Consider the following 12,469-nt stretch of genomic DNA (forward strand, 5'->3'; position numbering starts at 1 on the left):
GCGGGCGGGCGCGTGGCGGAGTCTCCGGAGGCGCGCCGGGAGATCGAGAGCTCACGGGCGCGCCCGGGGAGCTCACGTGGCCGACAGCGCGTCGGAGACCATCGCGCGCGCCTCGTCGAGCACGCGATCGAGGTGCGCCTGGTCCTTGAAGCTCTCCGCGTAGATCTTGTAGACGTCCTCGGTCCCCGAGGGCCGCGCGGCGAACCAGCCGTTCTCCGCGACGACCTTGAGCCCGCCGATCTCGCCGCCGTTGCCGGGCGCGCGCGTGAGCTTCGCGGTGATCGGCTCGCCCGCGAGGGTCTCGGCGCGCACCGCGTCGGGGGAGAGCTTCTTGAGCACGCTCTTCTGGCTCGGCGTGGCCGGCGCGTCGATGCGCGTGTAGATCGGCGCGCCGAACCGCGCCGTGAGGTCGCGGTAGTGCTCGGCCGGGTCGCGCCCGGTGCGGGCGAGGATCTCGGCGGCGAGCAGGTCGAGGAGGATACCGTCCTTGTCCGTCGACCACACCTGCCCGTTCTTCCGCAGGAACGAGGCGCCCGCGCTCTCCTCGCCGCCGAAGCCGAGCGAGCCGTCGAGCAGCCCGTCGACGAACCACTTGAAGCCGACCGGCACCTCGCGGAGCGGGCGGCCGAGGTCCTTCGCCACCCGATCGATCATGCTGCTCGAGACGAGCGTCTTGCCCACGGCCGCGTCGGACCGCCAGAGCGGGCGGTTCCGGAAGAGGTAGGACACCGCCACGGCGAGGTAATGGTTCGGGTTCATCAGCCCGGCGCTGCGGGTGACGATGCCGTGGCGATCCGAGTCGGCGTCGTTGCCGAACGCGAGATCGTAGTCGTCCTTGAGCGCGATGAGGTTCGCCATCGCGTGCGGCGACGAGCAGTCCATGCGGATCTTGCCGTCGTGATCGAGGGGCATGAAGCTGAAGGTGGGGTCGACGGCCTGGTTCACCACCGTGATATCCAGCCCGAATTTCTCGGCGATCGGCGCCCAGTACGCGATGTTCGAGCCGCCGAGCGGATCGACGCCGATGCGCAGCTTCGCGCCGCGGACGGCCTCGAGATCGACGACGTTGCCGAGATCGGCGACGTAGGGGCCGATGAAATCGTACGGGTGGGTCGTCGGCGCGCGCAGCGCGGCCTCGTAGGGCGTGCGCTTCACGCCCGCGTTGTCGCCGCGGAGCAGCTCGTTGGCGCGCGCCTCGATCCAGCCGGTGACGGCGGTGTCGGCCGGCCCGCCGTTCGGTGGGTTGTACTTGATGCCGCCGTCGTCGGGCGGGTTGTGCGACGGCGTGATCACCACGCCGTCCGCGAGCCCCGAGGTGCGCCCGCGGTTGGCCGTGAGGATCGCGTGCGAGATGGCCGGCGTCGGCGTGACGCCGTTCCGCTCGGCGATGAGGACGTCGACGCCGTTGGCCGCGAAGACCTCGATCACGCTGCGCTGCGCCGGCTCCGAGAGCGCGTGCGTGTCCATGCCGAGGTAGAGCGAGCCCGTCGTGCCCTCCTTCGCGCGGTAGTCGCAGATGGCCTGCGCGACCGCGAGGACGTGCGCCTCGTTGAAGCTGCGCCGCGCGGCCGAGCCGCGGTGGCCGGAGGTGCCGAAGGCGACGCGCTGCTGCGGATCGCTCATGTCGGGGCGCTCGCTGTAGTACTGCGCGCGCAGCGTGTCGGGATCGATCAGCACATCGGGAGGGGCCTTGCGGCCCGCGAGGGGGTGGAGCGGCATGAGCCCCCGCATAGCCGAGCGCGCGGGACGAGCCAACCCTTCCACGGGGCGCCCCGGGCGCCGCGCAGGGGCGCGGCTAGATTGCCGCGCGTGCGATTCCCGGCGATCCTCTCGCCCGTGACCGCGCCGCTCCGGCTGCTGCTCCTCCCCGGCCTCGACGGCACCGGCGCGCTCTTCGAGCCAAGGCGTCGGCGCGCGCGATCGAGGCCTTCCTGAGGCGCGCGGCCGGCAAGGTGGAGGCCTGAGCGCCGCTCGCCTCGCCGCCCCCCGCGGGAGGCCGTGGCGGTGGCGCGGAGGGCCCGCCCCCCCACGCGCTCAGGATCGGCGGTTCACAGCGGCCTGTCGTTCGCCGCCGCCTCGAGCCAGTCCGCGCACGCGCCGTCCTCGGCGGGCGGCTGAACGCCCTTGAGGAGATACCACGCCTCCCGGTGCTCCGCGCGGGCGCCGGGCGAAACGCGCTGCAGCGGGCCGAGCGACTCGATCTCGAGCATGTCCGCGTTCGTGAACGTCTCGAAGTTGCACCCCATGTCCGGGTACGTGGCGCCCTCGATGAACGGGAACCGCTTCAGGAACACGTTCCCGTGGTTCGCGTACGCCGCGTAGCCCTGGGTCACGAGCGCACCCACCTTCTGCGGCCCCTTGCCCGCGACCTGCCGCAGGCGGATCACGCGCTTGCCCCAGGTCCACCGGGGCTCGGCCATGTCGGTGTACGACCACAGCACGAGCGGCCGCGCCGGCAGGACGCGATCGGGGTGCGGGACGAACGGCGCCTGCGGGAACAGGCACTCGCCGCCGCCCGCCATCACGGAGAGCGACCACGGGGCGAACTCGACGGCATAGGCGCTGTGGTTCTCGATCGCATGATCGATGACGAACCTGCCCGCCGCGGCGTCCGCCGCGATGCGGACCTCCTTCTGCATTCCGTACCTGTCCGGCGCGGTCCGGAGCACGAGCGCGCCGTTCTCCTCCCGGTGGTCGACCGGATCGTTGTCGGGCTGCAACGTCCGCTGCTCGTCCTCGGGGCCGATCCAGAGCCGGTGACCGCCGTAGAACCTGTAGTGGGTCCCGCCTGTCGCGCCCATGTCCTCGGGGATCTCGGAGAACTCGTTCGGACCGCCGATGACGCCGTACCGGATGATGCGCGGGCCGATGTCGAGCGTGACGACGAGCTCCGTGTCACCGCAGACGAGGCGCGCGGCGCGCTTCCAACCACCGTAAGGGATGATCTCCATGCCGGAGGTCTCGTACCGCAGAACCGGAGGGCGGTTCAACCCCGACGGCCGCGCCCGCTCCCACGCCATCGCCCTGGACATCCGGCGCCGGAGCCGCCTCGCCCCGCCGCGCGGCCGCTCAGGTGCCGCTGCCGGCGAGGCGCTCCGGGGGCGCGAAGTCGGCCGGGCGGCCGCCGAGGCCCATCGAGATGACGCGCCGCCAGCGGAGGTCGCCGAGGTCGAGCGCGAGATCCTGCAGGTGCGGCAGCGCGTGCGCGCGGCTCGACGCGGCGGCGATCGCGCGGAGCAGCGGCACGACGAGGGGCGAGCGCTGCCGGGGCACGCCGAGCTGCTCGGCGAGCTCGTCGCCCAGCACGGCCCGGGAGAGGCCGCAGGAGACGGCCATGAACCGCTCGGCGCTCCGGCGCTCGCCGTCGGTCCGCGCGCTGCGCACCCTGCGGCTGAGCAGCGCGTCCACGAGCATGCGCGAGTCGTGATCCGGCGCGCCCTGCGTCGCGAAGATCATATCGGCCAGCCGTCGCGCCTCGGCGTAGGACCCGGGGATGAGCTCCGGCTCGACGCCGATGACGTGGGCCACGTAGCGCCAGAGGTGGACGAGGTCCTCCCTCTGGGCGGGCGCGAAGCGGTAGGCGAGCTTGTCGAGGCCGTCGATGACCGCGACCGAGAAGAGCAGCGCCGTCGCCACCATGTCGTGCTGGTTGATCGGCTCGCCCCAGAGGGCCGCCTGCCACCGGCCGCTCGCGCGGATGAGGCGCCGCACCTGCGCGTGCATGACGCGCACCTTGACGGTGATCGCGAAGCCCTCGCCGGAGCGGCGCATTCCGTTCGCCTGGCTCACGGCATAGACGAACCGGCTCGTCTCGGCGAGGCGGCGGTCGGCCTGCTCGCGGAGCCTCCCCGAGAAGACGAGCGGCTTGTTCCCGCCGGGCGACGCGTACCCGAGGATGAGCGACTGCATGGCGAGCAGGATCCCGCCGAGCACGCCCGTGCGCAGGAACGCCGCCCCGCCGCGGTTCACCGCCTCCCAGTCCACCCAGAGGGGCACGTGATCGACCGACGCGAAGAGCGCCCGCAGCTCGGCCGGGGCCTCTTTCACCGTGCGGTCATCGTTCATGCCGCGCATGCCGCGCGCGAGGGCAGCCTCCAGGAGGCGGAAGCCCTGGCCCGGCGGCATCGACGCGAACGCGTCCACGACGGCGTCGGCGACCGGATCGACGCGGAGCAGGAAGGGCCCCAGGCGATCGAGCTGGTCGCCGAAGCGACGTCGGGCGTCTGCGGTGTCCTGGAAGCGAGCGGGGATCGTCGCGTTCTCCATGGGCTGCAACAGGATATCCCTTGGCACACCGGCCGCGCTCCGCAAAGGCGACGCCGCACGAAGCGGAGCTCCGCGGATCACCGCGGTGAGATCGCGCGCCCCCGCTGCGCAAGGCAGAACCTGAGCCCCTCCCGCAGGCTGCGCATCGGGTTCAGCTCATCGAACGCGACGCCGATCGCGACGAGCGTCTCCGCGACATGACCGCCCAGGCCGGTGAGGACGCAGCGCGCGCCGAGGAGCTGCACCGCCTGAGCCAGCTTGATGAGGTGCTGGGCGGTCATGGAGTCGATGAGCGTGACGCCGGTCAGATCGAGGATCACCCACTCGACGTCGCTGTCTTCCGCCACGCGCACGAGGAGCCGCTCGGTCACCTCGACGGCGCGCACCGAGTCGAACAGCCCGACGAGCGGGAGCGTGAGGATGCCGTGCCATATGTCGATGATCGGCACCGAGAGCTCCCGGATCGCGCACTCCTGGCGCTGGATGGTGTCCAGCTGATGCTCGAGCTCGCGCTTCGAGGCGGCGAGCGCGGCGAGCGCCTGGCTCTTCTGCTGCGTGGTCGCGGAGAGCTCGGAGAGAAAGACGCGCAGAGCCTCCTCGATCACCCCGAAGGCGTCGTGTTCGACCGCCGCCAGCTGCTTCAGCGCGAGCTCGACCTCTCCCGTGGACGCGAGCGCAACCGCGTCGATGACGCGTTGCATCCGGCCTTCCTCGATGGAGATCATGTTCTCGGATTCTTGCATGGGCTCCTGTGGGCGCAGCAGGGGTTGACCGGTGAGGAAGCGGAGTCACCGCGCTCCTGCGCGAGGTGGACCTCGCCGGCCCGCAGGGGAGGACGTGCTCGCGATGACCTGGTCTTGTGCGCCCGATCGCACGGCTCTACGTGTCCCAACATCCTACCTCGCGCTCGGGCGTGTGAATCGACGTTCGACCAAGATGGGATGGATAGCCTATCCCCGGCGCCACTGAAATGAGCCTGGCCGGCTGATGCGCGCTTCCCCGCTGCCCGCTCTCGGGACCTCGTGTTCAATCGACCGAGCGAACGCAGCGAAACCCGGTCGAGACGTCACCTGCCTCACGATCATACGCCAGGCGGAACGTCGCTTTCGCCGTGCTGGCGGAGAAGTCCCACGATCCCCCCCGGAGCACGCCCTTGCTGCCGGTCGCCGGCACCTGGGGATCTGTCTGGGCGCCTCTGGCATACACGCCTGGGTCCCAGCCGTCGGCCACCCACTCCCAGACGTTGCCCGCCATGTCGAGCGCGCCCGACGGGCTAGCTCCGGCCTTGGCCGAGCCGACCTCCTGGGTGCCCCTACCGCGCCCGCCGCAGCCCTGCCCAGGAGACCGGGACACGACCGCGTGCGCGCACCCTGGCGGCTCGTTGCCCCACGGGTACTCGCGGCCGTCGGCGCCGCGCGCGGCGTATTCCCACTCGGCCTCGGTCGGGAGCCGCTTGCCGGCGAAGGCGCAGTACGCGGCCGCCTGCGCCTGGTCGACGCACGAGATCGGGTGTTGCGACTTCGCGGGATCCGCCGCGGTGCAGAGCGCGCCGCGCTGCTCGACGTCGGCGTCGGTCGCGCGGGGGCCGTGCAGGCCGCTCGGCGTGCACCGGCCCGCGTCGACGCAGCGCTGGTAGGCGGCCACCGTCACCTCGGTGCGATCGACGTCGAACGCGCGGGTGAGCGTCACCTCGTGGGGCGGGCGCTCGGATTTGCCGCCCTTCGCGCTGCCCATCGTGAAGCGGCCCGCCGGCATCCGGACCATGTCGGGCGGGGATGGCGCCTTCACCGGGGGCGCGGTCAGGCCGCCGAGCGCGCGCGCCGGCGGCGCATCGTCGGGGGCGCGGTGGCGGACGAACGCGACGGCGCCTGCGCCGGCCGCGGCCAGCGCGGCCGCCGAGACGAGCGCGGGCAACAGGCGCCGCCGCGGGGCGGCCCTGGCGGCCTGGGGCGTGGGAGGGGGCGACGCCGGTTGCGGGGCTGCCTGCGGCGGCGCGCTCGTCGCCAGGCCACGCATCGTCGTGAGGGATGGCGCGGGCGGCGCGCCGGCGAGCGCGGTCCCAGCGGGCGCAGGCGCGCCGTCCATGGACGTGGACGCGAGCGCGCCGCCTTCATGCGCAGGCAGCGCGGCCGGCGGTTGCGCCGTGTCCGCCAGGCCCAGCGCGGCAGGGCCGGCAGCCACGCGCTCTGTCCCCGACACGCCCAGCGCCGCAGCGCCGGGCGCCGCGCCCGCGGGCGGGGCCGTCGCCATCGCGGCCTCGAGCGCTCCCCAGAGCTCGCCTGCCGTGCGGTAGCGCTCCCGCGGGTCGATCGCGAGCGCCCGGCGCACCACCGCCTCGACGGCGTCGGGCGCGCTCACGCCCGCGCCGCCCAGGCTCGGGCGGAACGCCGGATCGGTCGCGGCGATGTAGAGCTGCGTGACGTCGCTCCCGAGGAGGGCGCGGTTGCCCGAGGCGACCTCGATGAGCACCAGGGCGAGCGCGAAGACGTCGGTCCACGGCCCGGTCGCGCCGAAGCGGTGGTGAAACTGCTCCGGCGCGCCGTAATGGACGGTGAAGGCCCGGAGCGCGCTCCCCGTCTCGGCCATCGCCTGCGTCATGCTCGAGAGCTCGCCGAGCACCTTGGCGATGCCGAAGTCCAGCACCTTCATCGTGCGCCGGCCGCCGATCTCCGCGAGGAACAGGTTGGCCGGCTTGACGTCGCGGTGGGCGACGCCCTGCGCGTGCGCGACATCGAGCGCGTACGCCGCGGGCGCGAGGAGGGCGACCGCCTCGGCGAGCGGGCGCGCCGCCTCGCCGCGGGCGCGCCGCTCGGCGATCTCGCGGTCGAGCGGCACGCCATGGAGCCACTCGAGCACGAGATAGGGCGTCCACTCGCCCGACGGCGAGACCGCGGCGCCGGTGTCGAGGGCCTGCACGATGCCGGCGCTCGCCCGGGAGAGGCGGTGGAGGAGCCGCCCCTCGTCGAGGAGCATCCGCTGGAACGACGTGCGCTCCGCCGGGGCCAGCGATCCGAGCAGCTTCAGGCACTTGACCGCGACCGGCTCGTCGAACCCGAGGTGCTGGCCGCGGTAGACGACGCCGAACCCGCCCTCGCCGACCACGGCGTCGAGCCGGTACTTGCCGCCGATCGTCGCGCCCACCCAGCCGAAGGGATCCGAAGGTGCCATCTCGCGGCGCGAGTCTACACCGGGCGCCCCGGCCGCGCGGAGCTCGCGCCCAGAGTGGCGCCCAGCGCCCCATGCCGTCTGAGCCCCAGCGCCCGAGAGGATCCGGACGGATCCAGTGCGTGCCTGTGTCTCCAGGCCCCCTCAGGGCGCCCGCTCCTCGAACCCGCCCGGCCTCAGCGCCCGCTCGAAGAACGCGCACAGCTCCTCGTGCCGCGCACGCGCGTCCGCGCGGCCTATCTCGATGAGCCGCCCCGCGAACTCCCCGTCGAACAGCAGGTAGGACAGGAAGTCGGCCTCGCGCTGCTCGTCTCCCTCGGCGAGGCGCCGCATCACGCGGCCGAGCACGCTCGTGGCCCGCGCGCGGAACGCCGGGGATCGCACGAACTCCGCCGCCAGGCTGCCGATGTCCTTGGAGGCGCGGATGAGCAGCGACCGCATCGGCCGGAGCGCGCGCCCCGGCGGCAGCCCGAGCTCGTCGTTGAGCTCGCCGATGAAGCCCTCGCCATAGCGCCGCCGCCCCGCCTCCAGGATCCCGTTGATGCTCTCGAGCCGCGCCAGGTCGTTGTCGATCCGGTCGAGCATCAGCGCGTTCAGCGTCTTGCCGAGCAGGAAGAGGGGCCCGGGGAAGCCCGGCGCGTCGCGCTCGGCCGCGCTCGACGCGGGCTCGATGTACCGCGGATTGACCACGATCACGCCGTCGGCCCCGAGGCGCCGCGCGGGCGACAGCGGGACGTTCTGGCGCAGCCCGCCGTCGCAGTAGAGCTCTCCGTCGATGTTTACCGGGCGGAACAGGATGGGGAGCGCGGACGAGGCGAGCGCGTGCTGCGCGCGGATCGCGGTGGCGCGCGGGGAGATCGTCGGGTCGTGGCTCCAGGGCGGCAGGCCGGGCTCGCGGCGGTGGACGAAGACGACGGTGCGGCCGCTCTTGACCAGCGTCGTCGACACGGTCAGCGCCGACAGGAGCCCCCTCTCGAGGTGGCCGTCGATCCGCTCGAAGGGCACGGCCTCCGCGATCTGCCGCTCGAGGCCCGACGTGTCGAGGAGCGCGGCGCGGCCGCCGCTCGCGGGCGCGCTCGCGGCGCCCCCGCGGAGCAGGTCGTGCCCGACCGCGAGCACGCCGCGCACGTCGAGGCGCACGAGATCGTCGATGCGCAGGCGCGTCCACACCCCGGCGAGCCGCCGCGCGCGGCTCCGCGCCTCGTCCGCGAACGCGGCGAGCCCGCAGACGTTGATGGCGCCGACCGAGGTGCCGCACAGGATATCGAGCGGCGCCTCGCGGCCGAGATCGCGAGAGACGTCCTCGAGGATGTGCTGCACCACGCCGACCTCGTAAGCGCCGCGGGCGGCGCCGCCGGCCAGGACGAGCGCGATCTTGGGGGCGCGGCCACTCCGGGTCGAGACGGGCGCCAGGTCAGCCATGTTCGCAGAATACCATGATCGCCATCGTGACATGGGCCCTTTGGCGCGCGCTTCACGCGGCGCGCGCTCGACCCGGCGCGCGCTCAACCCGCCGCGCGTGCTACACCCGCCGTGAGCGCGGGCATGGAGGCGCGCATCGACGGCGAATGACGGCAATCTACCTGGCCCTTGCCTACCTCCTCGGAGCGATCCCGACAGGCTACCTCTTCGGCCGGTTCGTCAAAGGGGTCGACCTCCGCGAGGTCGGCTCGGGGAACATCGGCGCGACGAACGTCCTGCGCGCCTTCGGCTGGGGGCCTGGCCTGGCCGTCCTCGCCGCGGATGTGGCGAAGGGCGCGCTCGTGGCCGGGCCCCTCGCGTCGTGGCTCTCCGTCGCGCCGGGCGGGTGGGTCGCCGCGGCGGGCGGCCTCACCGCGGTGCTGGGCCACGACTACACGGTCTTCCTCGGGATGCGGGGCGGCAAGGGCGTCGCGACGTCCTGCGGTGTCCTGCTCGTGCTGGCGCCGCGGTCCACGCTCGCCACGCTGGCCGTCTTCGCGGTCGTCGTGCGGGCGACCCGCATGGTCTCGGCGGGCTCCCTCGCCGGCGCCCTCGCCCTGCCCCTCTTCCTCTGGCTCCTCGGCGAGCGGGGCGCCCCGGCCCTCTGCCTCTCGCTGCTCCTCGCAGCGCTCGTCTGGCTCAAGCACATCCCGAACATCCGGCGGATGCTCGCGGGCACCGAGAGCACGATCTCGTTCGGGAGGCGGCGCGACGACGAGCGCGACGGCCCGCCGCGCGACGGCGAGCGCCGCTGACGGCCGCGGCGTCGCTCGGCCGCCGAGGGCGGCGCTCGCTCACTTGGTCATGGTCTTCGTGAAGATCACCGCGCCTTGTTTGTCGATGAACTCGAACAGCAGGTTCCTCCCCTCGAACCGCAGGTAGGCGAAGCCCTCGGTCTTGTCCGTGAAGAAGAGCTGCCCCCGCTCGGTCGGGACCGGGGAGACCACCGGTCGGGTCTTCGAGCCGGCGCCGCTGATGGGGAAATAGGTGTTCGGGCAGCCCTCGTCTCGCCCCTTGTCGATGAACTCGAGGTTGTGGTCGTGGCCGGCCATGTACATGTCGGCCTTGCAGTAGATGGCCTGCTGCAGGGCGAACATCCCGCTCATCCCGAGCGACGGGTTGTCCGAGGCGTGAACTCCGGACGTGTAGCGGGGGTGATGGCCAAAGACGATCTTCCACGTGGCGTCCGAGGCGGCGACCCGCGCGCTCATGTCGCGCGCCTGGTCATCGGAGGTGAAGTCGACGGTATCGATCCCGAAGAGATGGACATCGCCGACGCGAACGTCGTAATACGAGGCAGGCATGTGCCACTTACCGCTCAGCCGCATGCCGGGCCCGTCGCCCACGGGCAGCTGCGAATAGTCGATCTGCGCTTGCCGCACGCCGCTGCTGCTGGGGCCGTAGTCGTGGTTCCCCAGCACCGCGTAGAACGGGAGGCCGTTCAGCCCCGGCCTGTCGTAGGGCTGCTCGAACTTGGGGCCCCACTGCGTATCGATCGTGTCGACCACGCCGTGGTCGTAGAAATTGTCGCCGTTCATCATGACGGCGTGACAGCCCCCGACCTCGATGCACTTCTCGCTCATCCGATCGGCGACCTGGTTCTGCGCGAGGTTTCCCTCGCCGGTGTCGCCGATGGCGAGGATCCTGACGACATCATGGCGAGAGACGACGGCCCCGATGGCCTCTTCGCGGCCCGCGCCCGAGCCCGCTCCGGGGCCCGCGGCGCTCCCGCCGCTCGGCCCGGCGCCGATGCTCGCCGCGCCCGTGCTGGTCAGCTCATCGCCTGTCCCATCGTGCGCTCCCGCGATCGGGATCGGCACGCTGTCCGCCACGCCGCAGCCCGCGCCGAACGCGACGGCCGGCGACGCGGAGAGGACGAGGGCAACAACGGACTTCGTGGAGATCGCGAGAGGACGAGCTGCGCGGAGAGGCTTCATCTGGCGCTCATTGTAACCAACGCCGGTCTCCGATGATCACCCGCCCAAAGCTTTGTTCGCCCCGGCGCGCCGGCAGCCCAGAGCACACCAGCTCTTCCACCCAGACCGGACACAGGCGTCAACACGGTATCCGCGCCGCGGACCGGCCGGAGCCATCGCCGCGACGCGCGCGCTGATCCCCGATCCGCCCCCCGGATCCCCCTCCCCTTCCGACAGACCACCTACCGAATTTGAATATCACTTTCAATGTTGACAACGGAGCCAACCTGATCCGAGCGACGCCTCCTGCCCCGAGCCTGTACCGATGCGCAGCGCTCGCCGCTTTCCTCTGGTTCGACGTTCGCCAGGGAGAAGCCTCGTGAGCTCTCGCACGCCGCTCGCTGTCGTCCGCCCGCTCCATCGAGAGGGGATCCCGCGCGCCGGCTCAGTACACGCGAAACTGCCCGCTCAGCACCAGCAGCGAGAGCATGTGGAGCAACCTCGAGAAGTAGCGGGTCTCCCCGGTCGCCGGCGGCGTCGTCCACACCGCCTCGATGTAGTCGGCGCGATCGTCGTTCGTCGCGATCAGCCCGGTGACCCCGTTCATGAAGATGAGCGCCGACTCGGGCGTGGCGCTGAGCATCGCGCCGTTGATCTTGAAGACCGCGCCGTACTTGTCGATGCCCAGCTTCGAGAAGAACCCGAGCAGCCGGTCCGCCTCCTCCACTTGCCACGGGTCGACGCCGAACCAGACGTGGTCGAGCGCGAGGCTCAGCTGCGTGCGGTAGGCCTCGGAGCCGAAGTAGTCCCAGTTGAGCACCGGCGTGCCGTCGAAGTGGGCGCGCACCGGGATGAGCCCGGTGCTCGGGTGCGCGGCCCCCTGCCAGTGGATGCGCGCGCTGGCGGCGGCCTCGGACCAGAAGGGGTCGCGCATGGCCTGCGCCCAGAGCTCGTAATAGGCGGGCATCTCGATGGAGGGACGGGTGACGTCCGCCACCGAGACGTGCGGGTAGTCGTAGACGAGCTTCGTCGTCGAATCGAACGTGTTGGTAAACCCCGAGACGACCCCCCCGTTCAGGGCCTCCTTGTGGCGCATCACCTCGAGCAGGGCGATCGCGTCCCGCCCGTAGTCGATGGTCCCGGTGTCGCTCCCCCAGCGGCCGTGGGCGAAGAACAGCGCCATCGCGACCTGCTGGAGGCCAAAGGGATCGAAGCACGCCATCGGCATGCCCCCCGGGACGTCGCACCATGACACGAGATATCCCTGGCCGGGACCGGACTTGAGCTGGAGTGTGGACTTGGCGTATCTCCAGATCCGGTCGAACTCGTCTCGCTTGTCGAGCTCGACGGTGATGATCATCCCGAGGCCGATGCCCTCGGAGCGCACGTTATTGTGGTAGTCGTCCCAGATGTAGGCCTGTTCGGTGCCGGGCACCTGGTAGTAGACGGTCTCTTCGTCGCGATCGCCGTAGAAGAGCTGATCGAAGCTGTCCGCGATCTTGGCCGCGATCTCCTCGTCCGTCTTGCCGAGCACGTCACGGAACGCGTTGGGGTACTCGGAGGGGCCCGTCAGCGGGCCGAGCTCATCGCTGCTCATCCGGTCGTAGCCGAGCGAATCCACCGTGGTCACACACCCAGGCAGCACACACACCGCCATCCAG

General features: G+C 71.9%; 10 protein-coding genes. 2 read left to right on the forward strand and 8 right to left on the reverse strand.

The features are described 5' to 3' along the window. Positions 1–72 precede the first annotated feature (72 nt). On the reverse strand, positions 73–1,719 hold the full coding sequence (gene pgm / locus WME95_RS30695; protein WP_437902895.1) for a phosphoglucomutase (alpha-D-glucose-1,6-bisphosphate-dependent): 1,647 nt from the start codon (positions 1,717–1,719) through the stop codon (positions 73–75). A gap of 90 nt (positions 1,720–1,809) precedes the next feature. Here pgm and WME95_RS30700 point away from each other — a divergent pair, with 90 nt between their 5' ends. Then, the gene (locus WME95_RS30700; protein WP_437902896.1) at positions 1,810–1,935 is read left to right on the forward strand and encodes a hypothetical protein; all 126 of its coding nucleotides are present in this window, start codon (positions 1,810–1,812) and stop codon (positions 1,933–1,935) included. Positions 1,936–2,048: 113 nt separating this feature from the next. Here the strand turns inward: WME95_RS30700 and WME95_RS30705 are convergent, their stop codons facing one another. The 5 genes from WME95_RS30705 to WME95_RS30725 form a co-directional block, all read right to left on the reverse strand. After that, entirely contained in the window at positions 2,049–2,951 is a 903-nt protein-coding gene (locus WME95_RS30705) for a hypothetical protein (RefSeq protein ID WP_437902897.1), read from the reverse strand. A gap of 118 nt (positions 2,952–3,069) precedes the next feature. After that, positions 3,070–4,266, reverse strand: a complete 1,197-nt coding sequence (locus WME95_RS30710; RefSeq protein ID WP_437902898.1) for an oxygenase MpaB family protein — start codon at positions 4,264–4,266, stop codon at positions 3,070–3,072. Between the two features lie 77 nt (positions 4,267–4,343). Beyond that, entirely contained in the window at positions 4,344–5,009 is a 666-nt protein-coding gene (locus WME95_RS30715) for an STAS domain-containing protein (protein WP_437542414.1), read from the reverse strand. A gap of 283 nt (positions 5,010–5,292) precedes the next feature. Beyond that, entirely contained in the window at positions 5,293–7,434 is a 2,142-nt protein-coding gene (locus WME95_RS30720) for an SUMF1/EgtB/PvdO family nonheme iron enzyme (protein WP_437902900.1), read from the reverse strand. Positions 7,435–7,575: 141 nt separating this feature from the next. Next, positions 7,576–8,853, reverse strand: a complete 1,278-nt coding sequence (locus WME95_RS30725; protein ID WP_437542416.1) for a patatin-like phospholipase family protein — start codon at positions 8,851–8,853, stop codon at positions 7,576–7,578. A 146-nt stretch (positions 8,854–8,999) separates the two neighbouring features. Between WME95_RS30725 and plsY the strand changes: the two genes are divergently transcribed. After that, positions 9,000–9,647, forward strand: coding sequence for a glycerol-3-phosphate 1-O-acyltransferase PlsY (gene plsY, locus WME95_RS30730; RefSeq protein ID WP_437902901.1), 648 nt, complete (start codon positions 9,000–9,002; stop codon positions 9,645–9,647). A gap of 39 nt (positions 9,648–9,686) precedes the next feature. Here plsY and WME95_RS30735 read toward each other — a convergent pair whose 3' ends face one another. Continuing rightward, complete coding sequence (locus WME95_RS30735) at positions 9,687–10,829, reverse strand: purple acid phosphatase family protein (RefSeq protein ID WP_437902902.1); 1,143 nt, start codon at positions 10,827–10,829, stop codon at positions 9,687–9,689. A gap of 424 nt (positions 10,830–11,253) precedes the next feature. Next, positions 11,254–12,438 carry a glycosyl hydrolase family 8 gene (locus WME95_RS30740; RefSeq protein ID WP_437902903.1) on the reverse strand — a complete coding sequence of 395 codons (1,185 nt, stop codon included), beginning with the start codon at positions 12,436–12,438 and terminating at the stop codon, positions 11,254–11,256. Positions 12,439–12,469 lie beyond the last annotated feature (31 nt).

Origin of the sequence: Sorangium sp. So ce327 (assembly GCF_051530205.1) — a bacterium.
Classification (GTDB): domain Bacteria; phylum Myxococcota_A; class Polyangia; order Polyangiales; family Polyangiaceae; genus Sorangium; species Sorangium cellulosum_B.

What these genes read in the sequence shown, in the direction of transcription:
- pgm (WP_437902895.1), bottom strand. Translation starts at nt 1,719, where the DNA reads ATGCCGCTCCACCCCCTCGCGGGCCGCAAGGCCCCTCCCGATGTGCTG.
- WME95_RS30705 (WP_437902897.1), bottom strand. Translation starts at nt 2,951, where the DNA reads ATGGAGATCATCCCTTACGGTGGTTGGAAGCGCGCCGCGCGCCTCGTC.
- WME95_RS30710 (WP_437902898.1), bottom strand. Translation starts at nt 4,266, where the DNA reads ATGGAGAACGCGACGATCCCCGCTCGCTTCCAGGACACCGCAGACGCC.
- WME95_RS30715 (WP_437542414.1), bottom strand. Translation starts at nt 5,009, where the DNA reads ATGCAAGAATCCGAGAACATGATCTCCATCGAGGAAGGCCGGATGCAA.
- WME95_RS30720 (WP_437902900.1), bottom strand. Translation starts at nt 7,434, where the DNA reads ATGGCACCTTCGGATCCCTTCGGCTGGGTGGGCGCGACGATCGGCGGC.
- WME95_RS30725 (WP_437542416.1), bottom strand. Translation starts at nt 8,853, where the DNA reads ATGGCTGACCTGGCGCCCGTCTCGACCCGGAGTGGCCGCGCCCCCAAG.
- plsY (WP_437902901.1), top strand. Translation starts at nt 9,000, where the DNA reads ATGACGGCAATCTACCTGGCCCTTGCCTACCTCCTCGGAGCGATCCCG.
- WME95_RS30735 (WP_437902902.1), bottom strand. Translation starts at nt 10,829, where the DNA reads ATGAAGCCTCTCCGCGCAGCTCGTCCTCTCGCGATCTCCACGAAGTCC.